Origin of the sequence: Parafrankia sp. EAN1pec (assembly GCF_000018005.1) — a bacterium.
Lineage (GTDB): Bacteria > Actinomycetota > Actinomycetes > Frankiales > Frankiaceae > Parafrankia > Parafrankia soli.
This window is the reverse complement of the sequence record NC_009921.1, coordinates 3,418,164-3,444,062: the sequence shown is the minus strand read 5'-3', so window position 1 is coordinate 3,444,062 and position 25,899 is coordinate 3,418,164. Positions and strand designations below refer to the sequence as shown.

Genomic DNA, 25,899 nt, shown 5'->3' with positions numbered 1-25,899 from the left:
GAAATCGGTGCGAGCGCGGCCTGCCGGGCGGTGGGCCGGTCCCGGGCGGCGCATTGCCGGCGGCACAGGAAGGGCCAGCGCAGGTCTGGGCGACCCTGCTCGACGAGGGCGTCTACCTGTGTTCGCAGCGCACCATGTACCGGCTACTCGCCGAACGCGGCGAGTGACCCCGTCCGCTCCACCCACGGTGAACCTCTGGCCTGGCTCGATTTCCCGACTCGGCGCGCGATTCGGGTGGGTACAGTCCCACAGCGCTCGGTCCGCAGGATGCAGCCAGATCTCGGCCTCGGTCGCATCGCCGACGTCCAAAGCCGCGCCCACGTGGTCGTCGTGCGCGTGCGTGAGCAGTATCGCGACAAGCCGCTGGTCGCCGATGGCCGCCAGAATCGCTGCCGCGTCATGGGGCGCGTCGATCAGCACGCATTCCTCGTCGTTTCCGATCAACCAGACATTGTTGTCCGCGTGCCAGCAGCCACCGTCAAGCGAGAATGTACCCGAAGTGACGATGTGGTCGATGCCAACCCGGCCCCCGTGGCCCGGCTCGTCGAAGAACTCACCTCGTCTGTCACAGCATCACGACCGAACGCAGGACGTCGCCACGACTCATCGCGTCAAAGGCTGCTTCGACGTCTTCTAGGCCGATCTTTTCGGAGACGAACCTGTCCAGCGGCAGCCGACCCTGCAGGTACAAGTTGATCAGCATGGGGAAATCCCGCTCGGGCAGGCAGTCGCCATACCAGGACGACTTCAGCCGCCCACCGCGACCGAACACGTCCAGCAGCGGCACCTCCAGCATTATCTCTGGGGTGGGCACGCCAACGAGCACAACGGTACCGGCGAGGTCACGGGCGTAAAATGCCTGCTTCCAGGTCTCTGCCCGACCGACCGCATCGATGACGACGTCGACGCCAAACCCGCCGGTGAGCCCCTGCACCGCGGCGACCGGATCAGCCTCCCGCGAGTTGATCGTGTGGGTCGCTCCCAGCGTCTTCGCGACGGCGAGCTTGCGGTCGTCGAGGTCGACCGCAATAATCTTTGTCGCGCCGGCAAGCAGGGAGCCGGCGACGGCCGCGGCGCCGACACCGCCGCAGCCGATCACCGCGACGCTGTCGCCGCGCGTCACCTCACCAGTGTTGATCGCTGCCCCGATGCCAGCCATCACGCCACATCCGAGCAGGCCCGCGACCTCTGGCGGGGCGCTAGCATCGATCTTGGTGCACTGGCCGGCGGCAACGAGCGTGGCCTCCGCGAACGCTCCGATGCCAAGCGCCGGGGACAGCTCGGTGCCGTCCTCCAGGGTCATCTTCTGCGTGGCGTTCGCGGTGTCGAAGCAGTACCAAGGCCTGCCGCGTTCGCAGGCCCTGCACCGCCCACAGACCGCCCGCCAGTTCAGGATCACATAATCACCAGGCGCCACATGGGTAACCCCTGGGCCAACCTGGGCGACAGTCCCCGCGGCCTCATGCCCGAGCAGAAACGGGAAGTCGTCGCTGATGCCGCCCTCGCGATAGTGCAAGTCGGTATGGCAGACCCCGCAAGCCAGGATGTCCACCGTGACCTCACCGGCGCCCGGGTCTGGCACGGTAATCGTGCGCAGCTCTACCTGAGCTCCCTTCCTAACCGACACGATGCCCTTGACCTGACGGCTCACAACAGTCTTCTCCTTTGGTTTGGGACAGGGACCCGTCTGCGACGGATCAGGAACTGGAGGACCGAAGACCACACCGGACTTTGACTGGGAGGCTCTGTCAAGGGTGGTAAGCCCCCGGCTCCTGCCCTTGGGGTAGCTTCGGCCGCCTGCCAACACATGAGAGTCAGCCCCGACGGCTGACCTGGTCATGTGGCCTGGCTGCGGCCCTTCATGGAAGAAAGTCCGGCTAGGGAGGGGATACCGCTGTTGAGGAGTGCGGCGCGGGCATGCCCGAGGTGGTGCATGTCGAAGACGGCGTCGACGGAGGTGGTGAAGCCCTGCACGTCGAGCGTGTGGTTTACGGCGTGCTTGGCCATGCGCAGCGCGAAGGTGTCCTGCCGCGCTATGCGTCGGGCCATCGCCATGGCGGCCGTCACGAGGTCATCGAGGGGTACGACCTTGTTGACCATGCCGAGTCCGAGAGCTTCTTCAGCGAGGACTGGGTCGCCGGTGAACAGCAGCTCCTTGGCCCTGCGCGGACCCAATTCCCAAGTGTGAGCATGGTACTCGACGCCAGCGAGGCCCATGAACAGGACGGGGTCGGAGAACTCGGCGTTGTCGGCGGCGATGATGAGATCGCAGGGCCAGCACAGCATGAGGCCTCCTGCGATGCACTTGCCCTGGACGGCGGCGATCGAAGGCTTGGGGATGTTACGCCACGTCTTTGCGTAGTGCAGGTAGTGCCGAGTCTCCCAGTCGTAGCCGCTGTCGGGTGTCCAGTCTGGGCGTCGCTCGCTTTCATCGTCTGTTCTGGACATGTCGTGGCCGGCGGAGAAATGCCTGCCGTTTGACTTCAGAAGGATGACTTTGACTTGCGCATCCTTGTCAGCGGTCCGCCAGGCGTCATCGAGTTCGCGCAGCACCTTCGCGCTCTGGGCGTTGGCCGACTGCGGTCGGTTCAGCGTAATGACGCCGATCTGTTCCTCAACTTCGTACTCGACGTGTTCGTAGTCCATCGGTCTCCTTCGTCCATGAGGTGGGCGCCTCTTGCGATCGGTCCAGCGGTTGTAAGACAATCTCGCCCGTTCCCGTGCGCGTCGGTTCTGTCCAGCGAGACACGAAGAACCGGCGGCCCTTCATCTCGTCGACAGGACGGCCTGGCCGCAGGTTTACCGGCCGGCCAGCGGCAGGGAGAGAGGAACCGTTCATTTTTCTGAGGAGAAATCCGGATCTCCATCTCCTCCGACATCTATGGACCGGCATGCTACGCAGGGCGATCCTGATGCGCGACGATGTCGGCCACGCGTTGGCGATGGACCGAGGGGGTGCCGAACAGCGTTCGGTTCGCCGTGTGGCGACGGAGGTAGAGGTGGAGGTTGTGCTCGAAGGTGAGACCGATGCCACCGTGAATCTGTACGCAGTCCTGGAGCAACTCCGACCCGTACTCGCCGACGTAGGACTTGGCCGCGCTGACCAGTTCGTCGGCCTCGGGGGCCCCCGCCTCGACGGCGGCGACCGCGGCATCCGTGATGGCGTGGCTCGCCTCCAGCCAGGTGGCCATGTCCGCGAACCGGTGCTTGATCTCCTGGTAGGTGGCGAGTGGTCGTCCGAACGAGAAGCGATCGAAGGCCCAGGTGAGAGTGACGTCGAACGCCCGCTGCATGGCGCCGACGGACTCGGCGCTGGTCATCGTCAAGGCAAGCTGGAGCTGCCGCCGTACGTCATCGGACGCGTCCCCTAGATCACCGACCACCGCGTCGGCCGACAGTCGGACCCCGTCGAAGGTGACAAGGCAGAAGCGACGGGTCAGATCGACGGCGCGCATCGGCGTGACGGACACTCCCGCCGTGTCCGCCGGCACGAGCACCTGTGTCAGCCCGGTCCCTGTTCGTCCGACGACCAGAAAGTGGGTGGCCGACCCGGCGGCCTCGACCGGGCGCTTCACACCGTCTACCACGATGTCCGGTCCGTCGGTCCGTACCGTCGTGTTCACGGTCCCGGGATGGCCGTTCGAGGCCGGCTCGGCCAGGCACCACGACGCGATCGAGGTGCCGGCCGCCAGCTCCTTGACAACGGCGGCATGCGCGCCGCCGGTCACGCTCAGTCTCTCGGCGACAATGTTCGTGGGCACCAGCGGCCCCGGTGCCGCGCCCCTGCCGAACTCGTAGGCGATCAGGCCCAGGTCAACCAGCGGCGCACCGCTGATGCTCCCCCCGCCCTGGTCCTCGCCGATGAGCAACGACGTCCACCCGAGGTCCGCGCCGGCGCGCCAGTAGTCGAGGTCAAATCCGTCAGGATCGTCACGAAGAGCACGAAGGGCCGCGGCCGACACTCGTTCCGCAAGGTACTTCGCCGTTGTGGCGCGGAAGACTCCTTGCTCGGAGCTCAGTTCTAACAGCATTTACCCACATCTCGTTCTCAGGGACTCTCTGCCGGCTGCTGCGCGACAGTGGCTCGACTTTCCCCTGACGTGCACCTCGGAGGAAAGCACTGCGGGGGCGGCGTCTATCGCTTCGATCGAGGCACGTCCCGGAAGGGGAGTTCGCGGTCGACAGTGCGCTCGCGCGGCATTCCTAGGACGCGTTCACTAATCACGTTCCGGGCCATCTCCGTCGTTCCACCGGCGATGGTTGCGACCTGGCGCATCAGAAAGTCGGTCCCGATCTCTCCGGCGTCACCGTCGTCCTCGGTCCAGGCGGCTCCGACCGCACCCGCGAGTTCAAAGACGATGGTGGTCCTCCGGATGGCGGCCACTCCGCTGAAGAGCCGCCCGATGGCGGCTGCCTGGTCTGACATCTGCCCGCCGGATATCGCCGAGGCCAGGCGGCTCGACAGCGCGCCTCCGACGAGTTCGAGAGTGCGAGCCTCTCCGATGAGATCGCGGGCGGTCGGATCGTCCAGACGCCCGGTCGCGCGGGCCACCGCGACGGGGTCGGTGGACCGGCCGAGGTGCGAGCCACCCGAGAGGGTGACGAGAGGAGAGCTCGTGCCGAGACGTTCGTGGAACATCCAGCGGACTCCGACCGTCCACCCGCCGTCGACCTCGCCGATGCGGTAGGCATCGGGGATCCGTACGTCGGTCATGAACTCCTGGCAGAACTCCTGGGAACCGCTCAGGAGCTCGATGCGGTGGACCTTGATGCCCGGATGCCGGATCGGCACCATGAAAACGGTGAGGCCCCTGTGCTTCGGGACGTCCCAGTTCGAGCGGGCGAGGCAGAGTGCCCAGTCGGACCACCAGGCGCCGGTCGTCCAGATCTTCGAGCCGTTGAGCACCCAGTCGTCGCCATCACGTACGGCGCTGGTGAGAGCGGCCGCCACATCGGATCCGCTGCCGGGCTCGGACAGGAACTGCATCCAGATCTCGTCCCCGCGGAGCAGCGCCGGGATGTGTTCGCGCTTCTGTTCCTCAGTACCGAACTCCAGAAGTACCGGGCCGCACTGGGAGATTGACGGCGATTGGAGGTGTGACGGGTACTCGTACCCGCCTAACTCGTCGTTCAGGACGGCCTGGTGCGCTGGGGTGAGCCCTTGGCCGCCGTACTCGCGGGGAAAGCAGATACCGGCGAGCCCGGCGTCGAACAAAAGCCGCTGGAGTTCCCGGTCGCGAGTAACAGCGGCGAGCTCCTCCTCGTCACTGCGCCCCCCGCGCAGGCTGGTGGCCACGGACGGCGCGGCAGGTTCTAAGTTGGCTCGGATGAACTTTCGGGCCCGGTCGCGGAAGCCATCCAAGCTCTCAGTAGCCGTCGGACTCATGAATCGGTCTCCTGGGGTCGTGGCGTCAGATCAGTGGGTTCGGAACATGGCCCGGGTCTTCTCGGGCATGCGTTCAAGGGCGCGGGCCCATTCGGCGTCGGTGTCCTCCTCGCCGGGGCGTGCGATCGAGACACCCGTCCGGTTCGTGATCACCCACTGGTGGCGGTGAAGACGCCGTAGCCGGTCCCGGTAACGCGCGATGAGCGTGATCCGGGGCCGTCCGGTCTCGTCGCGGGCCAGCACGAGGAGGTCGGTCTCCGCGGTCGCGGTGTCGCCGTCGATGTCGATCACCGGGTTGGAGGCGCGGTGCGCGGCTCGGGGCTGCCGAAGGAGCTGGCCCGGTTCGGTCCAGCTCGGCCGCGGCGCGGCGGGGAACATCTTCCGGATCGACTCCCGGCCGGAGAAGACCGTGCCGGCGAGCTGTAGCACCCCGTCGTCGTCGAACAGCTCGGCCAGCAGGTCACCGGCCTGGTCGTCGGTGTAGCGCATCGAGCGCTCGATCACGTCCCGGATCTCGAGCCTGTCGATCCAGCGGATCGACAACGGCTCAGCCGATCCCGGCTCGATGGGTCCCTGGGACATCGCGCTCCCTCCTGCCCGGGGTTCGAGCCTCTAGCGCAGAGGCCCCTCTCCCGCTAGCTTGTCAAACGTTAGTTAAGTACGCCAGCCCTCGACGCGCGAGGACGCCGTGCGGCCGAGGACCGGGCAGCCCGTGGCCGACAGGGCCGACCGCGCGGTCGCAGGGCGCCGCACCGCTCGGGTCCTTGCGAACGGGCTCCCGGCTCGCCACCGCCTCGGCGGCGTTGACGCTTCATCGCACGTCGAAGACTCGGCCCAACAACGGCTGCCGCACCGACGCCGGGGGCAGAAGGAGGACATGCCCAGACGCAGTTACACCATGCCGATCATCAAACGTGACGGGCCCGCCGGGAGGCCGAGACGGGTGCTTCTCACCGGTTTGACCCCGTTGGGCACATGTCCCAGAGAACTGAGGAAGGGAGCACCGTGGAGTTCCACTTGTACTTACCGCAGATGCGCATGTCGATGGACGACATCGTCGAGCGGGCCGTCAGCGCGGAGCGTGCTGGCTTCTCCGGCGTGGCGATGATGGATCACCTGGCTCCACCCGGCGCCCTCCACGCGCCCATGTTCGAAGCGATGACCACCGCGACCTGGCTCGCTGCCCGGACCTCCCGGCTCGCCGTCGGCCACCTGGTGCTCTGCGACATGTTCCGCAACCCAGTCGTGCTCGCGAAGCAGGCCGCTACTCTCGACCACGCCAGCGGCGGACGCTTCGAGCTGGGCATCGGCTGGGGTTCGACGCCAGACGAACTCAGGGCGCACGGTATCGGCGACACCACGGCGCGGACACGAGTGGACCGGCTCGCTGAGAGCTTAGCCGTGCTGCGCCTACTCTGGAGCGGAGAACGCGTCAGTTTCAGGGGCAGGTACCACGCGCTCCATGACGTCACAGCACGTCCGGCTCCCATCGCACCGATTTCGATCACGATCGGCGGGACGGGACCGCGAACACTCGAGCTCGTAGCTGAGTATGCCGACTGGTGGAACATCCAGATCGGTCGTCTGGCCGAGATCGACCGGCTGCGCCCTCGCGCTGGCAAGGCACGCGTCTCCCTCCAACAACTCGTCACGCTTGTGCCAGATGAAGCCGACCGCGACGAGGTCGTCAGGACAGCACGCCGCCGCTTCGGTGGCTTGGGGGCCACGGACGGCCTTGTCGCCGGAACGCCGACCGAACTCGCCGCGCACTTCCGGAGGCTTGGCGATCGGGGCATTGAGCGCTGCTACACCTGGTTCACGGACTTCGCGCAGACATCGACCCTGGCCGCGTTCGGCGAGGTGGTCGAAAACCTCCGCTGAGTGAGGGCATGGCCACGCTTCGGTCGTGAGCGCGGAGGGCACGTGCGTCTGCCTCGGTACGACGAGGCGTCTCGACGAAGTGCACGTCATCCCCATCGACCCCCGTCCGGCGAACGACCAGGGCGAGCCTCTAGCGCTGGGGCCCGCACCGAGCTAACTTGTCAAACGTTTGTTAAGTACATCAGCGCTCACTTCAGGAGAGGTCGTGGCGATGAGTGCGCTTCCTTCACCGCGAGTGGACGACGAGGTCGTCCGGTACGAGGTCGACAACGGCGTGGCTGTGCTCACGCTCAACCGACCTGATCGAATGAACGCCTGGACGTTGGAGATGGAGGACCGTTACTTCGACCTGCTCCTGGAAGCGGACGCCGACCCCGAGGTCCGGGCGGTGGTCGTGACAGGCGCCGGCAAGGCATTCAGCCCCGGAGCCGACGCCGACGAGCTGGGGGCGGGCGCCGCCGTCGGCGCACTCGAGTTCGGTCAGCTGCACCGCCGGTCCTCTACCTTGCCCTTGACCGTCGGTAAGCCCGTCATTGGCGCGATCAACGGTGCGGTCGCGGGCATCAGCCTCGTGCAGGTCCTGCAGATGGATGTCCGTTTCATCGCTGCTGAGGCCAAGCTGACGTTCGCGTTCCCGCGGCGGGGACTGGTCGCGGAGTCCTGCGCCGCCTGGCTGCTGCCTCGGCTGATAGGGACAGCCCGCGCGCTCGACCTGCTGCTGTCGGGCCGGACTGTCCTGGCCGACGAGGCGCTCGAGCTTGGGCTGGCCAACTGGGTCGTACCGCGGGACGGGGTGCTCGAGGCCGCGCTGGGGTACGCGCACGATCTGGTGAAGCACTGCTCGCCACGTTCCATGGCCATCATCAAGCAGCAGGTCTTCCGGGCGTGGGAGATTGACCTGGAAACCGCCCGCATCGAGGTAGCGGCATCAATGGCCGCCGCGTTCGCCAGCGATGACTTCAAGGAGGGCGTCCGGTCATTCGTGGACAGGCGCCCGCCGGCGTTCGCTGGGCTGACGACCGAGGGGCGTCGGGGATGACATTGCTGGACACGTTCAGCTACCGAGGTAAGCGGGCGGTCGTGGTGGGCGGCGCCAGCGGCATGGGTGCCGCCGCGGCTCTGCTCGTACAGCAGGCCTGTGGCGCCACGGTGGTGATGGACTACGCCGACGTCACGCTCGCGGACGCGACGGCGATGCACGTCGATCTGGCCGACCGGACGTCGATCGACGCAGCTGTCGATCAGTGCGGCGGACCGGTGGACGCGCTCTTCATGTGCGCGGGCGCTGCCGAGGGCACTCCGGGAATCGAACGGATCAACTTCGTCGGCCACCGGCACCTGATCGAGCGCATGCTCGCGAAAGACCTGCTGCCACGCGGAAGTGCGATCTGCTTCATCTCGTCCGCGGCCGGGCTCGGCTGGGAGAAGAACTTCACCAAGATCTCCGAACTTCTCGACATCGTCGATTTCGACGAGGCCGCGCGGTTGATGCGAGACACCGGGACGGCCACCTATCTCGGGACCAAGCAAGCCGTGTGCGCGTACGTCGCGCGGGAGGCGCTGCGCTTCCTCCAGCACGGAATCCGAATCAACGCGATCTGCCCGGGACCTACCGACACCCCGCTGGCACAGGCGAATAGGGACACATGGCTCGAAGGTGGCTCGGACTACCGAGCCAAGGCCGGGATCCGTCCGTCGACGCCGGCGGAGCAGGCATACCCCATGCTGTTTCTCTGTAGCGACGCCGCGGTCTCGATCACCGGAATCACTCTTCTGTCCGACGCCGGATGGCTGACCGCGGGGATCACCGGTTCTTTCCCCGGGGCGACGGCGATCACCAGCATCCTTCTCAACCGTTCACCCGTCTATCAGCAAGGAGATTAACATGGCGCGAGTGGGTCCCGGGAACGGCCGGGTAGCAGCGGTGTCCGGTGCGGGTACGGGAATCGGGCAGGTCGTCGCACAGAAGCTCGGTGCTCTCGGGTGGCGCGTCGCGGTCGGCGGGCGGCGGGTCGAGCGCCTTGCCGAGACGGCGTCGTTGGTCGAGAAGGCGGGGGGTTTATGCCTCGCTCACGAGCTGGACGTCACAGACGGAGACTCCGTGGACCGCTTCTTTACGGCGGCGGAGGCCGAGCTCGGGACGGTCACTGCGGTCGTCAACAACGCCGCCACTGCGAGGTACGGGCCGCTCGACGACTTTTCGCCAGAAGAAATCTCGCTTGAGGTCGCGACGAAGCTCATCGGTTCGCTGTACATGAGTCGCAGGGGAATCCAGGCGATGCGCGCCGGCGGGCTCGGCGGGGACATTCTCTTTATGACCTCGTCGGCTGGCGCTCAGCCCTGGCCGTACCATCTACCGTACGCGGCCGCGAACGCGGGAGTTGAGCACGCTGCTCGAACTCTGCGCCTCGAGCTCGAAGGCACGGGCATCCGCGTCAGCACGCTGCGGTGTGGCGAGACGGCTGCCACTGACTTCGGCACGCTGGAACGCGCGAATGGCCGCATCGCAACCGCGAATGAGGTGTGGTTCCGCCGAGGCCTGCTGCGGCACACCGGGCTGATGACACCGGAGATGGTTGCCGACGCCATCATCGCCGCGATCACGCTGCCGGCCGGCTACCAGTACGAGCTCCTCACCGTCATCCCGACCGCCCCACCTGGCGACCTACCGCCCACCTTCGAGGACTGGCGCGGCGCCATGATGCGCGCCTACGCCCCTTCAGTGGACCACTAACCGCTATCCCCGTGGGCGTCCTCCACCGACGGACTGCGCCACGGGGACGCGGGGGCTCAGATTTGCCCGTTCGCAGAGCTGGTGCGAGAGCCCGAGGGAGAATCTCCCTGGCGGCCCCGGCGCGGCGATCCAAAACTGGCGATGACGTGGTCGAGCCCATATTCCAGGAAGTCGCCGGGCGAGAGCTGAGCGCTCGCGCTCGCGACTTGATGGGCACGGGGATAGGACTCCACATCCACGCTGGACGGGTCTATGTGGTTCGGTAGGACGACTAGCCCGAGGTGACCGACGACGAGTCGAAGGATTGTACTCTTGGCCAACACCGCCTCTCGGGCACCGAAGCCCGCGTCCATCAGAACGTCCAGCATGGCCTCGTCGATCTTAGCCAGTGGAGGCTGCATCGCATAATTACGGAAGACCCAGTTGAAGGTAGCCGGGTGATGCTCCGCGGCATCGAAAACAGCCATCGCGAGAGATCGCAGTCTGTCCTCCCATGACGCGCCGCGCTCCTTCGTCGCGACGATCTGCGCGGCGACGTGCTCCGCGATTGCGTCCAGCAGCTGAGCCTTCGCTGGGAACCAGTAGTAAAGCGCCGCCGCCGTCACGCTCAGTCGATCCGCCAGCGACCGCATGGTGAGCGCCTCGACGCCCTGATCGAGAAGCTCGACCGCGGCATCGATGATCTCTGCCCGGGTCAGCTGTGCCATGTCCGGAACCCTAGCTCACAGAGTCGTCGCTACCGGCGGGCAGCCGGGACCTGTCGCCCTTCCGCATGAGCCGCCTCGCCCCCAGTAGCACCGAGGGCGTAGGCGGTCTCGGGGCTCAAGATCCGTAGATGCACAACCGAACGTTCGTGCCCCCTTGCTGTGTCGCCGCCGAGAGATGAGCGGGGGCTAGGCGGGCGGGAAAAAGGAGAGGGAACGCAGTTGAGAAGCTTCGAAGGACGCGTCGCGATCGTCGCTGGCGGCGCCGGCGGCCTCGGTTCGGCGACGGTGCGTCGGCTCGCCGAGCTCGGCATGAAGGTCGTGATCTTCGACTGGAACGGCGACCGGGCCGCCGCACTCGCCAAGGAGTGCGGTAACGCGACAGCCGCGGTGGCCGGCGATGCCAGCGACGACGGGGACGCCGCCGCCGCCGTCGAGGCGGCGACGTCGCTCGGGGTCCTGTCGCTGCTCGCGAACGCGAGCGGCGGTGGCGTAGGTGGCGGTCGGATACTGACCCGCGAGGGCGTACCACGCGACAAGGACTCCTTCGTCAGGACGATGGAGATGAACGCGACCGGCACGTTCAACATCTCCAGGTTCGCCGCCGCTGCGATGGCGAAGAACGAGCCGGACGAGGACGGCGAGCGGGGCGTGATCGTGAACACCGCGTCGATCGCGGGCCTGGAAGGTCAGACCGGCCAGGTCTCCTACGCGGCGGCGAAGGGCGCCATCCTCGCCATGACCCTGCCCATGGCCCGTGATCTCAGCATCAGCGGCATCCGGGTCTGCGGCATCGCCCCGGGCACGATGGGTACCCCGGGAATGCTCAGCGTGCCTGAGGCCATGAAGGAGAAGCTGGTCGAGAACATCCAGTTCCCGAGGCGCATGGGCAAGCCCGAGGAGTTCGCTCTGCTCGTCGAGGCAATCGCGCGCAACCCCTACCTCAACGGGGAGAACATCCGGCTCGACGGCGCACTACGGTTCCCCCCGAAGTAGTCCAGAGATCACCGTGAATCGGTTAGGGCGTCGGGATCGGCCCGATGCCGTCCGGGGGCCACTGGTGTCCCCGGCGCTCGCGCCCTCGATGCTGGTGCCTGGTTGAGGCCGAGACGGTGGCCATCATGCGGTAGCCGGCGATGAGGTACAGGAACTCGTGGAGCTGACCGACGTCCGGGAAGAGCTCCCGGCACGCAGCCATGGTCTCGGGAGTGAGGTATCCGAGGTCGACGACCTCGTCGGCGGCCCGCACCACCTGAGCGACAGCATCGGCGAGGTTCCGTTCCGGGTCCGCTGTACGCACCGCGAGGATCTCCTCGTCGGACAGGCCGGCCGCACGGGCGAGCCAGTAGTGGTTACCCCACTCGAACGGACGGGCGCATCGCCACATCACCCGCAGGATCGCCCGTTCGCGCAGGCCGGCCTCGATGCTCCCGTTGAAGACGAACGTGTCCAGCCAGCATTCGAAGAATGCCCGCAGCCGTGGGTGCCCCGCCAATGGATCGAAGTTGTTCAAGTTCGCGAGGTGGGAAAGCGTGGACGCTACGGTCGGCGCAAGTGCCGATTCGGGCTCGTCCATACCAGCGTTCATCAGTCACCACTCTCCAGAAGCAGCACCCTCGACAGACACCTGCCACCCGAGCCGAGCACAGGGTTCTTGGCGTCGGCTACTTTGCCACTCACGTGCGCCGGAACGTGCTCGGTTAAGCACGCACCGGAGACAGACATCCAGACCCACTCGCTGGCAGGCGCGGGCTCACGCAGAGGCCTCATGCCACTACTCCTTCGTGTGCACGACGCGGCGGCGAGCGGATCCACCCGTCCAGGACAGAGGACCCTCGCCGACAGCCGCTGATCCGCAGCTGCCCGCTTCGCATTGGGGGCTAGCGCACTTAACAAACGTTTGACAAGCTAGCTGGAGTTGGGCCTCTGCGCTAGAGGCTCGAGCCCCTGACAGGAGGGAGTGCGATGTCCCATGGATCCGTCAGGCTGTGATCGATCGAGTCGCTATCGGCTTAGTGCATCTACAGGCTCGAGATCCGCGGCCTGCTCGAGGGGTCGATGCTCTACACCGAGCACCGGCCGGCGACCTGCTGGCCGAGCTGTTCGACGACGGCTGGGTGCTGCAGCTCGCCGGCATGGTCCTCGCCGGCCGAAACGATCTGGCGACACCCGCGCCCTCGCACGCATGCCTGAGCAGCTCCGAGCCCCCCGTCCGGACCCGCACCAGATCCCTGGACGCCACAGCAACCCGGCCACGCCCCACCCACGCATCGAACCGCAACGCCTCCTACGCAGGTGCCGCTGTGTCACCACGAGAGGACTTTCGCGTGTCGCTACTGAGGAGCAAGGACATCTACTACGACCCGTACGATGCCCAAATCGACTCCGATCCGTATCCGGTGTGGCGTTCGATGCGGAACGAGGAGCCGCTCTACTACAATGAGAAATACGATTTTTACGCTTTGAGTCGCTACGGTGACGTCGATGCATGCCTGTCCGACCGGGCTACCTACCGCTCCGGCCGCGGTTCTATCTTAGAGATAATAAAAGCGAATATCGAGTTTCCGCCGGGAATGATCCTGTTCGAGGATCCGCCAATACACGATGTTCATCGTGGCATCCTTGCCCGAATTTTCACGCCGAAGAAGATGAACGCACTCGAGTCGAAGGTTCGAGAGTTCTGCGTGCGCAGCCTCGATCCTCTGGTCGGCTCCGGTCGGTTCGACTTCGTCGAGGATCTGGGAGCGCAGATGCCGATGCGTACGATCGGTTTCCTGCTCGGTATACCCGAAAAGGACCAGGAAGCGATCCGGGACCATAGTAACGCTGGCCAGCGCCTCGATGAGGGTCAGGAGCCGACCGTACGCGAGCCGAACGGTGAACATTTCGAAGCGTATATCGACTGGCGGGCCGAGCACCCCTCCGATGATCTCATGACCGAGCTCCTGCACGCCGAGTTCGACGACGAGACCGGAACGAGGCGCCGGCTGAGCCGCAGCGAGGTGCTCCTCTACATCCAGATGCTGGCAGGCGCCGGCAACGAGACGACGACGAGGCTGATCGGCTGGACCGGAAAAGTACTGGGAGAACACCCGGACCAGCGGCGCGAGATCGCAGCGGACCGGTCACTGATCCCCCAGGCGATCGAGGAGCTGCTCCGCTATGAGGCGCCCTCGCCGGTGCAGGCACGCTACGTAGCCCGCGACGTTGAGCACTACGGTCGGACCATCCCAGAAAACAGTGCCATCCTCCTGCTGAACGGTTCGGCCAACCGCGACGAACGCCAGTTTCCCGACGGCGACAGGTTCGACATCCATAGGCGTCGCAGCCGTCACCTCAGTTTCGGCTACGGCATCCACTTCTGCCTCGGGGCCGCCCTGGCCCGCCTCGAGGGCCGGGTAGCGCTCGACGAGGTCCTCAAGCGGTTCCCGGACTGGGAGATCGACCGGGACAGCGCCATCCAAGCCCGCACCTCGACGGTGCGCGGCTGGCAGTCCCTCCCCGTCTTCGTCCCGTAGGACGTGGCAGCACGCCTGGCCATGCCGATCCAGCGACGTGGGGTCAGGTCGGCCGATTCGTCCGCCTACGAGCGGCCCACCCGGCGCGGTAAGGCTCGGGCAGCCCCGATACGCCGGGAAACCAAGGGCCCATCCGCCGCACCCCCCAGCCGTATCCACCCTTAGTAGGAGGGGACGGACATGCAGCTAGAGGAAATGATCCTGGTTAGCATCGACGACCACGTCATCGAGCCGCCGGACATGTACAAGAACCACGTCCCGGCCAGATGGCGCGACGAGGTTCCGAAGGTCGTGCGGAACAGGACGGGCATCGACGAGTGGGTGTTCCAGGGGCAGAAGACCTCTACCCCGTTCGGGATGGCGGCGACCGTGGGCTGGCCCCGGGAGGAATGGGGCTTCAACCCCGGGGCGTTCGCCGAGCTGCGGCCGGGCTGTTTCGATGTGCGCCAACGGGTACAGGACATGAACGCCAACGGCGTCTTGGCCTCGATGTGCTTCCCGACGATGGCCGGCTTCAACGCTCGCACATTCACCGAAGCGACCGACAAGGAACTGTCGCTCGTCATGCTCCAAGCCTACAACGACTGGCACATCGATGAATGGTGCGCCACGTGCCCCGGCCGGTTCATCCCGCTCGGCATCGTGCCGATGTGGGATGTCGGCCTGGCCGTTAAAGAAATAAAGCGGATCGCGAGGAATGGATGCCGCGCCGTCGGCTTCCTGGAGGCGCCCCACTCCCAGGGCTGGCCAAGTTTCCTTTCCGGCCACTGGGACCCGATGCTTCAAGCACTCGTGGAGGAGAACATGGTCCTCTGCCTGCACATCGGCGGGGCACGGGACCTTGTCACGACCGCACCCGAGGCGCCGGTCGACCACATGGTCATCATCCCCTCTCAGCTCACCATTCTCACCGCGCAGGACCTTCTGTTCGGACCAACACTGCGACGCTTTCCCACTCTCAAGGTCGCCCTGTCCGAAGGTGGCATCGGCTGGATCCTATTCTACCTTGACCGGGTCGACCGCCACGTCACCAACCAGACTTGGATCCACAACGACTTCGGCGGCAGACTTCCGTCCGAGGTGTTCCGCGAGCACTTCCTGGCCTGCTACATCACCGACCCCGCCGGCCTCGAGCTCCGCCACCGGATCGGCCTCGACACCATCGCCTGGGAGTGCGACTACCCGCACACCGACACGACCTGGCCGGAGTCTCCCGAGACGGCCTGGAACGAACTGCAGGGAGCCGGCTGCACCGACGAGGAGATCAATGAAATCACCTGGGAGAACGCCAGCATATTCTTTGGCTGGGACCCATTCACCCATATCCCCCAGGATCAGGCCAGCGTCGGCGCTCTGCGCGCACTCGCCACAGACGTGGACCTCACCAGAATGCCACGCGAGGAGTGGCGCAGGCGTAACGAGGCGGCCGGGATAGGCGCCTTCTGAGGCCATTGTGGGGCGTGATCCCCGGGGCGCCTACCGCCACTCGAACATACGCCATGGACCAACTCACCGGGCGCGCTCCGCAGTGACGTCGCGAGGACTCCGCGCCAGGCGATGAAGCACAAGCAACATCGTCACCCCGCGCAGTATCGATACCAAATCTCCGACAACCACCGAGCAACTCCTCGGCCCGCCGGGTCCGGTCGGCAGATAGCGGGCGGGCCGGCGTCCCGGCGGTGCCGGCCTCTGGTCGCCGGAATCGGGATGACCCGAGAGAGGTAGCCACTCATGAACCTGGACTTCACCGTCGACCAGCAGGCCCTGCGCGACGCGGTGCGGGACTTCTTCGACAAGGAGTCACCGACGGCCGTGGTACGTGAAGCAGAACCGCTCGGTTTCGACGCTGCGTTGTGGCGGAAGTCAGCGGAGCTGGGACTCGCCGCGATCGCGGTCCCCGAGGAGCGCGGCGGCGGTGGGGCCGGCCTCGTCGAGCTCGCCATAGCCGCCGAGTCCGTCGGCCAGTCGCTGGCTCCGGTGCCGCTGATCGAGGCTGCGGCGACGAACCGGCTCCTCGCATCCCTTACCGACGACTCGGTGGTTGCGCCCTTCGTTGCAGGAGAGAAGCTGGCCACGCTCGCGCTGCATCCGGTCATCGGAGACGTCGCCCGGTTGGTGCCGGCTGGTGCTGTAGCCGACCTCGTCGTCGTACTCCGCAACGATCAGCTGCTGCTGGTGCGGCGGCCGGGCAATGAGCCCGTAGCGGCGGTCCCGAACCTCGGCTCCATGCCGCTTGCCGACTGGCCCGTCCCGGCGGATGCCGGCGTGCTGGCCGCCGGCCCGGAGGCGGTCACCGCCCACCGCCGGGCGGTGGCCCATTGGCAGGCGCTGACCGGGGTGGCGCTGGTCGGGCTGGCATCGCGAGCACTCGACATCGGTCTCGATTACGTGAAGCAGCGCCGGGCCTTCGGGGTGCTCATCGGGTCGTTCCAGACGATCCAACACCGGTTGGTCGATAACGCGACCGCGGTGGAGGGCGCCCGGACGCTGGCCTACGAGGCGGCGTGGGCGCAGGACGTGGACCTGGCCGAGGCGCAGACCCTGGCGGCCGCGTCGTTCCTGTTCGCCTCCGCAGCCGCTTTCAAGACCGCGTCGGAGAGCCTGCACTTCCACGGAGGCTACGGCTACACCCTCGAGTACGACATCCAGCTCTACTTCCGCCGGGCGAAAGCCTGGCCGCTGGTGGCAGGCGACCGTGCCGCCGCCTACGCCGATCTGGCCAGGCGTCTGTACGACGCGAAGGAAGGATGACACGTGGACTTCTGGGAATCCGACGAGCTGGCCGCACACCGCGATGCGGCGCGTGCCTGGGCCGAGGCAAATGTGGAGCCGGAGTGGGCCGAGCAGCAGCACACCACCGGCTGCCACCAGACGGTGGAGATGCATGTGCGGCTCGCGCGTGACGGGATCCTCGGCGCCGGCTGGCCGGCAGAGTACGGCGGTAGCGACGTCGATCCCGACTTTGCGCGTGCGGTCTTCGACGAATGCGCGCTCCGTGGGCTGCACACCGATGGCTGGTCGACGACGGTCATGGTGGCCCGCACGCTCGAGCAGGTGGGGACAGAGGCGCAGAAGCGCCGATACCTGCCCGCGGCACTACGGGGAGAGCTGATGGTCGCTCTGGGTTACAGCGAGCCTGACACCGGTTCCGACGTAGCGGCGGCCAAGACTGCCGCGTTCCGCGATGGAGACAGCTGGCTGATCAACGGTCAGAAGATGTTCACAAGCACGGCCCAGGTATGCAGCCACGTGTTCGTGCTCGCTCGCACCAACTTCAACGCGCCCAAGCACAAAGGGCTCTCGCTGTTCCTGGTGCCGACCGACAGCACCGGCTTGGCCATCCAGCCGATCCACACACTCGGCGGCCAGGTCACCAACGCCACCTTCTACACTGACGTCCGGGTCCCCGACACCGCCCTCGTCGGAGCGGTCGACGAGGGCTGGGACGTGATGAAGGTCGCTCTCGTCTACGAACGCGGCGTCGGCGCCCCAGCCTCGCTGACACAGACGCTGTCGCGCGACCTCGCGGCCTGGGCGCGCCAGGCAGGCCGCCCCGACGGCATGGTGGCCTTCGACGACCCGCTGACCGCGGAACGGATCGGCAGGATCGCCGTCGATGAACTCGTCACCCGGGCCTTCACGAAAAAGGTGAACTGGCTCGTTCACAAAGGTGACCTGCCCGGCATCGAAGGCAACATGCGCAAACTCTTCTCCTCCGAGGCCACGCAACGGCATTACAGCGAAACCCTCGACATCCTCGGCGCCGACGGGATCCTGGCTCCGGGCGCCGCCAATGCTCCCGCCGGCGGAATTTTCGAACACGCCTTCCGGGCTGCGGTCGTGACCACGATCTATGGCGGCGCCAGCGAGATCCTCCGGGAGATCATCGCTGAGCGGCACTTGATCCTGCCCCGTAACCGGCCCCACTAGCCCCGAGTTCTCGCCGGTACCGGCCGATCCTTGGCTGGAAATTGGGAAAGGTACTGTGGTCGAAAAGGTCGGGACTTTCGAGGCTATGACCGTCCCAGCCGGAGGAGCACCTTCGCGGCGATGAATACTGCGATAAACCGCCTTTCGCCGATTCGACCAACCACTCTAAAGCCACCCAACAATGGAGCGAGGAAGAACCTCCAGCAAGTCTCGTACATCCCTGCGGGATATAACTACAAAGGATAGCGAACACACCGAGCCGGCTCCCGCCCTGTCACACATTTGTCCACGCGTTAGAGAATGAACAGCCGCGGAGCACAGCTGATCGCTCCGCTCCGACGGCAACCAAAGCGAGGTCAGAAGATGGTCCTAATGCCGGAGCCTGAGCCGAGCGTCCTCGACGCGATGGGCAGCGCTCGTGCCATGCGGTGGTTCAGACCCGACCCCGTGCCGTGGCCTCTGCTCGAGAAGGTCCTGTGGGGAGCCACGCGGGCGACAAATCCGAACAACCTGCAGCCGTGGGACTTCATCGTTGTGCAGGACCCTGAAGTACGTCAGCATCTCGGCGAGCTAATGGCGACGCTGTTGCCAAGCTCACCGAGAGTCCTTACGGCCGAACTGGACCCCACCACGCGCCGGACGATCGCGGGTGGCATGCATCTAATCGAACACCTCGCCGAGGTTCCGGTCATTGTCTTCATCTGTGGCACTCGTATCCTGACCGCCGGCTCCCACCGCATGGATCCCATGTACTCGGCGGTGTACGCGGCGGCGCAGAATCTCATTGTCGCGGCGCGAGCGGTGGGACTCGGCGCGACCTTCACGACCTTGCACGAGCGGGTTGAGCCGGGAATTCGCCGACTGCTCGATGTCCCCACCGATCGGTTTTTGGGAGTAACTATGCCGCTTGGCTGGCCCGCACGTCCCTTCGGGCCAGTGACTCGCAAGCCCCTAGAACAGGTCTTGCACCACGACCGCTGGTGATCGCCAGAACTGCTCGGCGTTTCCAGAGGGATGAAGTAGTCGTGGTGGGTGACGAGCCGACATCTCCACACCGCCTCGACATGGGGCTGGCCGTACTTTCAGAAGTTTCTGATGGCCTCAGGAGCGACACGCTGAACCGCCCGGAGAGAGATCCATGGCGTGTTCGTTCGGGGCGTTCTGCGATGCCAGGACCCGACTTACTGACGCTGCAGCAGGTGACGGCCGTGTGGGATGAACACGAATAAGGAGGTCATTCATACACCTGAATAAGCACATTAGTACCCGACGGGCCAACATAAACCGACGAATTCAGAGCGCGGCGTCTGGGTGCCGCTCCGAAAGCTGACAGGGACGAGCTTCCCTGACAACAACGAATTTGAGGTGGGATTAATTATGCAGGACACAGCACTCCCGCAGGGCAGGTTGACGCGAAGGCGGTCACGACGGCGGGCAGTGGGCACCCTCTTAGCCGCACCGCTGGCCCTGCTCGTCGTCGCCGCCGCATGCGGGACCGACGACGGTGGAAACACCCCAGGCGCTGGCGGTGCAACCACGAACTCCGACGTGCTCGGCCCCGTGAACAAGGCGGCCGGCGAGCCCGTCAAGATTGGGATCATCTCGGACGGCAAGGCACCCGCCTTCGACAACTCCATCCAGTTCGACGTGGCGGACGCCACCGCCGCGTACCTCAACGAACACAAGGGAGGCATCGGCGGGCGGCCCATCGAGCTGGTGAACTGCGAGACCCAGGCCGACCCTGCAAGGGGCGCCGACTGCGGGAACCAGATGGTCGAGCACGACGTCGTCGCGGTCGCCATCGGCGAGTCGGCGGTCGCCGAGAGCGTGTCGAAGCCGTTGGCCGACGCGAACATCCCGGCGATGTTCTTCGGCGCGGGTAGCCCGGCAGTGGTGGGCGACGCCGAATCGACCTACGTCCTGGGCGACCCGACCTACGCGGTCCTCCAGCTACCGATCGGCATCGCAAAAGACCAGGGCGCGAAGAAGGTGACCGCAATCGTCATCGACGTGCCGGCCGCGCTCCACACGTCGCGGGAGGTCGCACCAGCGGCCATGGAGAAGGCGGGGCTCGACTACGAACTCGTCACAGTGCCCCCCGGCACGGCCGACATGACACCGCAGATGCAGAGCGTCGTCGATGGGGACCCAGGCATCGTGTTCGTCCTGGGCGGTGACTCGTTCTGCATCAGCGCGTTCAACGGACTGAAGGCAGTCGGGTACGACGGCACGATCAGCGCCATCTCGCAGTGCATCTCCGACGCGACCCGCAAGGCAGTACCAGCGGACGTACTCGACGGGATGGTAGTCGGCGCCTCGGTGCCTGCCGGCGGGAGCGATCCCTCCCGCGTCCTGTACAGCACCGTTCTAGAGACCTACGGCGGCAATATCGACACCAACTCAACCACCGGCCGGGGCATGTTCGTGGTGTTCGACGGCCTCATAACTGCGCTCGGAGGCATAACGGGAGAAATAACCACGGAGACGGCCAACGCGGCGATTAAGGCTATGCCGGAGACGGAACTACCGGGAGCAGCACTGTTGCAGTTCCGCTGCAACGGAAAAGCATATCCGGAAATGCCGGCGGTCTGTGTGCGCGGCGGGTTGTCCACGACTCTCAACAGCGATGGTCAGCCCACAGAGTACAAGGTTATCGGCACCTCTCCGATCCCAGACTGACGACCTCGCTCCCACTCATCGACGTATCTCTCGATAGCCGGTTCTGCCCCCCAACTCGGCGTCTACCCGAGCGTGGGGCCGAACCGGCCCGCGTTTTGCAGGACAGATCGGATGCGGGTCGCCTCCACCGTCCCGCTGGCGCCGATCACAGGGGTCGCCCTGTAGACGGACTAAGGCTGTTTCGTAACCCGGGTGTCGGGGCCTGGGGCCGCCTGGTGGATCATGTTGGGGTGCAGGTCATCTCCGCTGCTGACCCTCAGTGGATCTTCCCGTTCACCGGGTTGAAGCCGACCCAGTTCCGCCGGCTGGTCCGTCTCGTCGCTCAGCGCGGCGGGGACCGGATCGCTGACGGGCGGCCGGGTCGACCCCAGGGAGTCGCCGATTAATAACTTCTGTTTTTGATGTTGCTTGGATCGATCAGGCTGGTGAGGTCCTGGACGGTGGGCGCGGTGATCGGCGCGGGTTGGATCCTCCGGTCGAGGCCGTCCAGGACTGGGGTCATCTCGTGGATCGCGTCGCCGACAGCGCCGCGTGGTGAACCCAGCAGGCGGGTGAGGGCCTGCTGCTGGGTCTTCCAACGATGGTGGATCAGGGTGACGAGCAGCCGGTCGGACAGCGACAGGGGCCCGCGCCGCAGGACGCGGTGGCGGGCGTGCTTGTGGTGCAGGCTGATCGGTGGGTGGTCGAGGATGTACTGCTCGGCGGCGGCGAGCAGGGCGGTGAACTCGCCCGGGTTCATGCCGGTGATGGTCGGATGGTGCAGCCAGTCCGGGGCACGGTCGTCGGGCTGGCCGGTCTCGACATACCGGGACGCCGGCGTCGAGACGGTGCGGGGTGGCGCCGGTACGAGGGTGTAGTTCCACTGGCCGTGCCAGTCATGGGCCGTCAGCGGTAGGGCGTCCATGACCTCGTCGGGCACGGTCAGCCCGGTCGGGTAGGCGCCGGGGTCGAGCTCGGCGTGGACGCTCAGCCCGGTGCGTGTCGTCGTCGCACCGATGGTGTTGACCACGACCTCGTGGCTGGTCAGGGGGCGGCCGCGCCAGTTCGTGCTGATCCGGGAGAACAACCGGTGCTCGATCTTGTTCCATTTCGAGGTACCCGGCGGGAAGTGGCACACGGTGATCTGAAGGTTGGCCGTGCGGGCGAGATCGGCGAGTTCCTTCTTCCAGGCACGTACCCGGTAGCCGTTCGCGCCGCCGGCATCCGCTGTGATCAGCAGCCGGGTTGCGGTCGGGTAGCGGTGGCGGCCTTCGCCGTCCCACCAGCGGCGCAGGGTCGCGACCGCGAACGCGGCGGTGTCGCCGTCGCAGCCGACCGACACCCAGCCGGTGTCGGCGGTGAGGTCGTAGATGCCGTAGGGCACCGCTTTCTGGGCGTTCTTCTCGGGGAAGTCATGGGCGCGGACCCGTACCGGCTGGCCGGCGCGGTGCCATTCCCGGCCGGCGACGGCGTAGTCACCGAGGACTTCCTTCTTCTTCGTGTCGACGCTGACGACCGGCTGTCCGGCCGCGATGAAGTCCTTGACCCGCTCGTTGATGTAGGAGAACTGGCCGTCTCGGTCAGGGTGACGCGCGCCCTCGGTCGTGCGTGAGGTGCCCTGCAGACTGAACCCCTCCGCGCGCAGCAGCGCGCCGACCGTGTCCGCGCCGACCGGATGCCCATCCGTGGTCAGCTGCTCGGCGAGCCGGCGGGTGGACTTCACTGTCCATCGCAACGGCGATTCCGGATCACCCCGCTGGTCGGGCTCGACCAGCGCCATCAGCGCCGCCACCAGCTCCGAGTCCTTCTCCCGCAGCGCCTTGCGGCCCGCACCCGGCACACGCACCCGGCCCGTCGAGGCCGCGCCGGACTCCAGCTCGGCGACGCCACGCGAGACCGTGTCCGCTGATACCCCGGCTGCCCGGGCCACCAACCGGATCCCACCATGCCCGAGCGCCCGCGCGTCCGCTCCCAGCACCAGCCGGCGCTGTCGCTCGTCCAGATGCGGCAACAACACGGTGAACTTCTCCGCGAGCACCACCTCGTCAACCCGCTCCACGTGCCGGAGCGTCCCACGATCTCCGACGTAGATCAAAGACCGAAGTTATTTTCCGGCAGCTCCCTGCGGGTCGGCCGTGGGCGCTGTCTCTGCCGGACCGGGTGCTGCTGGTCGCGGCGTACTGGCGCACGAACCTGACCCTGCGCCAGATCGGCCCGCTGTTCGGGGTGTCCTACTCGGCCGCGTACCGGGTGATCGACACGATCGGTCCGCTACTGGCCCTGGCCCCGGCGAAACGACGTCCCCGCGACCAGATCGCGATCGTGGACGGCACGCTGATACCCACCCGCGACCACACCCTGGCCGCCCCGTCGAAGAACTACCGCTACTCGACGAACCTGCAGGTCGCGATCGACGCGGACACCCGTCTCGTGATCTGGTCCGGATGCGGATCGGTACCCGCGCCCAGTCGTAGTCCCGCAGCCCGTGGGAACCGGTGCCGGCCGAGATCCGGCACCAGGCCCGCGGCGAGAGTCCGGCGATCAGCTCGTCGGCTCTGGCCTGGCCCATCGTGGTCGTGATCAGGTCGTCGTTGCGCCGGGTCGCCAGCACGTGCGCCACGTCGTGTTGTTCGAGCCAGACTCGCAGGTATTTCACCTGTCCGTAGGCCTCGTCGGCAGTCACCCAGCCGAACGGCACCCCTGACGCGACCGTCCGCTCGATCATGGCGAGGGCCTGGCGAGGCTTCGTTGCGAACGCCACCTCGTCGTCGATTCCCGCCCGGCGGCAGCGCTCCCGATCAGCGATCCACCCCTCGGGCAGATACAACTCCCGATCGATCAGCGCCTGCCCGAACCGGGACCGATAGGCCAGAAACGTCCCGACCTGGCAGTTCTCCGTACGCCCCGCCGTCCCGGAGTACTGCCTTTGCACCCCGGCCGACCGGGTGCCCTTCTTCAGGAACCCGGTGTCATCGACGATCAGCACGGCGTCCGGGTCACCGAGCCGGCCCACCACATGATCGCGGATGTCGTCGCGGACGCCGTCGACGTCCCAGTCAGCGCGGCGCAGCAGACGCTGCATCCCGTCCGGGCTCACCTCCCCGGCGCGCTCCGCCAACGTCCAGCCGTTCTTGCGATCCAAACCCGCGACCAGGCCCGACACATACTCGGCCACCCGCCGCCGCGGCTCCGCCCTCCCGAACCGGCCCCCGACCAGCGAACACAACCCCTCCAGCTCAGCCGCCCACGCCTCCACCACCACGACACAGATCATCCCACCCGATCATCAAGTGCCGTTGCAGTAGCAGTGAGGCTTCGCCTCGGACCGCCGAGCAGGGTGGTTGGGTTGGTGCTCCTGGTGCTGGTGGGAGCATCCTGGCGACCGTAGCCGTGTCAGGAGGCCGGTGATGGGTGCGCATACGGTGACGGTCAGCGAGGTACTCGACGGACATGTGGCGCTGGACATCCAGTGCCTGGACCGGATCTATCTCAACGCCTATGTGCCGATACTCCAGACATCAGGGCAGGTGGTGGCGTTCCTGTCCAGCCATCTGGGATATCCGTTTCCGTCGCCAGCGCTGTTCAACCAGATCGGGCAACGGTTCCGACGGGCGGTGAACTCCTACGCCGAGGCCAACGGTATCCCGTGGGTGCGTTTCGGTAAGGACGACGTGGGCGGCAAGCTGGAGGTGACGCGTCCGTACCTGGACCGCCAGGCCGCCACCGGCCGCTCCGGCGTCGCCGCGATCGGGGTGGCCCAGGAGTACCAGCGGGTCTGGACCGCCTACGAACACCACACGACCAGCGGAGCCGTCCAGTGGCGGTTCACCAAAGCCGACCGACGGGTCAGCGTCTACTACTTCTACCTGTGGGACGCCGACTTCGGACCGGCGTTCGTCAAGGTCTGCACCTACTTTCCCTACCCGGCCAAGATCTGGCTGAACGGGCACGAGTGGGCGAAAAGGCAGGCGGCCCAGGCCGGGATCGGCTTCCGTGAACTGTCCAACGGGTTCGCCGCCACCGACGACCCGCGCGCCTTGCAGGACATCTGCGACCGGCTCGGACCGGGCACGATCAACGTGTTCGTCCAACGCTGGCTCGCCCGGCTGCCGCTGCCGTTCACCAGCGCCGACCGGGACGCCGGCTACTGGTGGGAGACCTCGATGCGCCAGATCGAGATCTCGCGCACCATGGTGTTCGACGCGCCCCGCCACGCCCGCGGCTTCTTCGAGGCCCTGGTCGCGGACAACCTCGACCTCGGCAGACCGCACAACGTCGAAATCATCTTCAACCGGCTCATCCGCCGAGACACCCGCGGCGTCTTCCGGACCGCGATCGACCGCCGCGACAACGGCGGTGTCATGGTCAACCTGTTCTACAAGCACTCCCGGATCAAGCAGTACCTCAAAGACGGCCGGGCCATGCGCATCGAAACCGTCATCAACGCCCCCCGAGACCTGGGATGCAACGCCCGCCTGCCCAACCTCGAAGAACTGCAGACCAAAGCCCGCGCAGCCAACCACCGGATCCTGGACGCCGAACGTGTCAGCCAGGGCTGCGTCCTCGCGAGTCCAGCCTTTGAGCGGATCGCACACCCCACCGTCGACCCCGACGGACAGCGGACCCCCGCCCTGCGGTTCGGTGACCCTCGGGTCATGGCCCTGACCGGAGCCCTCTGCCAGACACTGCTCGCCGCAACCGGCTTCACCAACAAGAACCTGCGTGTCCTGATCGCCGGGCTGCTCGGCAGCGACTACCGCCCCGGACAGATGACCTACGACCTACGCCGGCTACGCCTGGCCGGCCTCATCCGACGCCTGCCACACAGCAACCGTTACACCCTCACCGGCGAGGGCATCCGCATCGCGGTCTTCTACACCAAGGTCTACAACCGGCTCCTCGTCCCGCTCACCGCCGACCAGCCCCAGACCCCACCCGAACTCCGCCACGCACTGCGCACCCTCGACCACCACGTCGACAACTACATCGACCACGCCCGTCTCGCACCCGCGGCCTGAAACGTGACACAAAACTGAAGACCCTAGCGACCAAAGATCGTTAGGGGCTTCTGCAGCGCCTGCTCGAGGC

20 protein-coding genes and 4 pseudogenes are annotated in these 25,899 nt (G+C 66.4%); 14 read left to right on the top strand and 10 right to left on the bottom strand.

The window, feature by feature from the left end:
* Window positions 1-261: 261 nt before the first annotated feature.
* The 6 genes and pseudogenes from FRANEAN1_RS43345 to FRANEAN1_RS14210 all read right to left on the bottom strand — a co-directional run.
* Window positions 262-420 (bottom strand): annotated as a pseudogene (locus FRANEAN1_RS43345) (MBL fold metallo-hydrolase); the annotation flags it as partial.
* A gap of 145 nt (window positions 421-565) precedes the next feature.
* Window positions 566-1,651, bottom strand: coding sequence for an S-(hydroxymethyl)mycothiol dehydrogenase (locus FRANEAN1_RS14230; protein WP_020460498.1), 1,086 nt, complete (start codon window positions 1,649-1,651; stop codon window positions 566-568).
* Between the two features lie 185 nt (window positions 1,652-1,836).
* Window positions 1,837-2,646 carry an enoyl-CoA hydratase gene (locus FRANEAN1_RS14225; protein ID WP_020460497.1) on the bottom strand — a complete coding sequence of 270 codons (810 nt, stop codon included), beginning with the start codon at window positions 2,644-2,646 and terminating at the stop codon, window positions 1,837-1,839.
* A 248-nt stretch (window positions 2,647-2,894) separates the two neighbouring features.
* Window positions 2,895-4,031, bottom strand: coding sequence for an acyl-CoA dehydrogenase family protein (locus FRANEAN1_RS14220; RefSeq protein ID WP_020460496.1), 1,137 nt, complete (start codon window positions 4,029-4,031; stop codon window positions 2,895-2,897).
* Between the two features lie 104 nt (window positions 4,032-4,135).
* On the bottom strand, window positions 4,136-5,386 hold the full coding sequence (locus FRANEAN1_RS14215; protein WP_020460495.1) for an acyl-CoA dehydrogenase family protein: 1,251 nt from the start codon (window positions 5,384-5,386) through the stop codon (window positions 4,136-4,138).
* Between the two features lie 30 nt (window positions 5,387-5,416).
* Complete coding sequence (locus tag FRANEAN1_RS14210) at window positions 5,417-5,968, bottom strand: nuclear transport factor 2 family protein (protein ID WP_020460494.1); 552 nt, start codon at window positions 5,966-5,968, stop codon at window positions 5,417-5,419.
* 456 nt (window positions 5,969-6,424) lie between these two features.
* Here FRANEAN1_RS14210 and FRANEAN1_RS14205 point away from each other — a divergent pair, with 456 nt between their 5' ends.
* The 4 genes from FRANEAN1_RS14205 to FRANEAN1_RS14190 all read left to right on the top strand — a co-directional run bounded on the left by FRANEAN1_RS14205 (window position 6,425) and on the right by FRANEAN1_RS14190 (window position 10,001).
* Window positions 6,425-7,267, top strand: a complete 843-nt coding sequence (locus FRANEAN1_RS14205; RefSeq protein WP_347177134.1) for an LLM class flavin-dependent oxidoreductase — start codon at window positions 6,425-6,427, stop codon at window positions 7,265-7,267.
* Window positions 7,268-7,478: 211 nt separating this feature from the next.
* The gene (locus tag FRANEAN1_RS14200; protein WP_020460492.1) at window positions 7,479-8,306 is read left to right on the top strand and encodes an enoyl-CoA hydratase-related protein; all 828 of its coding nucleotides are present in this window, start codon (window positions 7,479-7,481) and stop codon (window positions 8,304-8,306) included.
* Window positions 8,303-9,151, top strand: a complete 849-nt coding sequence (locus FRANEAN1_RS14195; protein WP_020460491.1) for an SDR family oxidoreductase — start codon at window positions 8,303-8,305, stop codon at window positions 9,149-9,151. Before FRANEAN1_RS14200 ends, FRANEAN1_RS14195 begins: the two co-directional genes overlap by 4 nt.
* A 1-nt stretch (window position 9,152) precedes the next feature.
* Entirely contained in the window at window positions 9,153-10,001 is an 849-nt protein-coding gene (locus FRANEAN1_RS14190) for an SDR family NAD(P)-dependent oxidoreductase (protein WP_020460490.1), read from the top strand.
* A 56-nt stretch (window positions 10,002-10,057) separates the two neighbouring features.
* On the opposite strand, the gene FRANEAN1_RS37085 is transcribed toward FRANEAN1_RS14190, so the two are convergent.
* Window positions 10,058-10,708: a TetR family transcriptional regulator gene (locus FRANEAN1_RS37085; RefSeq protein ID WP_020460489.1), complete on the bottom strand. Its 651-nt coding sequence runs from the start codon at window positions 10,706-10,708 to the stop codon at window positions 10,058-10,060.
* Window positions 10,709-10,927: 219 nt separating this feature from the next.
* Between FRANEAN1_RS37085 and FRANEAN1_RS14180 the strand changes: the two genes are divergently transcribed.
* Entirely contained in the window at window positions 10,928-11,701 is a 774-nt protein-coding gene (locus tag FRANEAN1_RS14180; RefSeq protein ID WP_020460488.1) for an SDR family NAD(P)-dependent oxidoreductase, read from the top strand.
* Window positions 11,702-11,723: 22 nt separating this feature from the next.
* On the opposite strand, the gene FRANEAN1_RS14175 is transcribed toward FRANEAN1_RS14180, so the two are convergent.
* Complete coding sequence (locus FRANEAN1_RS14175; protein ID WP_041254161.1) at window positions 11,724-12,281, bottom strand: carboxymuconolactone decarboxylase family protein; 558 nt, start codon at window positions 12,279-12,281, stop codon at window positions 11,724-11,726.
* A 751-nt stretch (window positions 12,282-13,032) separates the two neighbouring features.
* Here FRANEAN1_RS14175 and FRANEAN1_RS14170 point away from each other — a divergent pair.
* The 7 genes and pseudogenes from FRANEAN1_RS14170 to FRANEAN1_RS40985 form a co-directional block, all read left to right on the top strand.
* Window positions 13,033-14,223, top strand: coding sequence for a cytochrome P450 (locus FRANEAN1_RS14170; protein WP_020460486.1), 1,191 nt, complete (start codon window positions 13,033-13,035; stop codon window positions 14,221-14,223).
* A 180-nt stretch (window positions 14,224-14,403) separates the two neighbouring features.
* Window positions 14,404-15,669, top strand: coding sequence for an amidohydrolase family protein (locus FRANEAN1_RS14165; RefSeq protein WP_020460485.1), 1,266 nt, complete (start codon window positions 14,404-14,406; stop codon window positions 15,667-15,669).
* Between the two features lie 285 nt (window positions 15,670-15,954).
* Window positions 15,955-16,974, top strand: coding sequence for an acyl-CoA dehydrogenase family protein (locus tag FRANEAN1_RS14160; protein WP_020460484.1), 1,020 nt, complete (start codon window positions 15,955-15,957; stop codon window positions 16,972-16,974).
* A gap of 3 nt (window positions 16,975-16,977) precedes the next feature.
* Window positions 16,978-18,153 (top strand): acyl-CoA dehydrogenase family protein, encoded by a 1,176-nt coding sequence (locus tag FRANEAN1_RS14155; RefSeq protein WP_020460483.1) that lies wholly within the window; start codon window positions 16,978-16,980, stop codon window positions 18,151-18,153.
* A gap of 372 nt (window positions 18,154-18,525) precedes the next feature.
* Window positions 18,526-19,137: a nitroreductase family protein gene (locus FRANEAN1_RS14150; RefSeq protein WP_347177133.1), complete on the top strand. Its 612-nt coding sequence runs from the start codon at window positions 18,526-18,528 to the stop codon at window positions 19,135-19,137.
* Between the two features lie 393 nt (window positions 19,138-19,530).
* Window positions 19,531-20,832 (top strand): ABC transporter substrate-binding protein, encoded by a 1,302-nt coding sequence (locus tag FRANEAN1_RS14145; RefSeq protein ID WP_020460480.1) that lies wholly within the window; start codon window positions 19,531-19,533, stop codon window positions 20,830-20,832.
* A gap of 230 nt (window positions 20,833-21,062) precedes the next feature.
* Window positions 21,063-21,197: pseudogene (locus tag FRANEAN1_RS40985) on the top strand (IS5/IS1182 family transposase); the annotation flags it as partial.
* Between the two features lie 17 nt (window positions 21,198-21,214).
* Here the strand turns inward: FRANEAN1_RS40985 and FRANEAN1_RS14140 are convergent.
* Window positions 21,215-22,870 (bottom strand): ISAzo13-like element ISFsp12 family transposase, encoded by a 1,656-nt coding sequence (locus tag FRANEAN1_RS14140; protein ID WP_041255866.1) that lies wholly within the window; start codon window positions 22,868-22,870, stop codon window positions 21,215-21,217.
* 68 nt (window positions 22,871-22,938) lie between these two features.
* On the opposite strand from FRANEAN1_RS14140, the pseudogene FRANEAN1_RS14135 reads away from it, so the two are divergent.
* A pseudogene (locus tag FRANEAN1_RS14135) lies at window positions 22,939-23,247 on the top strand (transposase family protein); the annotation flags it as partial.
* 7 nt (window positions 23,248-23,254) lie between these two features.
* Here the strand turns inward: FRANEAN1_RS14135 and FRANEAN1_RS38705 are convergent.
* A pseudogene (locus FRANEAN1_RS38705) lies at window positions 23,255-24,073 on the bottom strand (IS701 family transposase); the annotation flags it as partial.
* Window positions 24,074-24,218: 145 nt separating this feature from the next.
* Here FRANEAN1_RS38705 and FRANEAN1_RS14130 point away from each other — a divergent pair.
* Complete coding sequence (locus FRANEAN1_RS14130; protein WP_020460476.1) at window positions 24,219-25,829, top strand: hypothetical protein; 1,611 nt, start codon at window positions 24,219-24,221, stop codon at window positions 25,827-25,829.
* The last annotated feature ends 70 nt before the right edge of the window (window positions 25,830-25,899 follow it).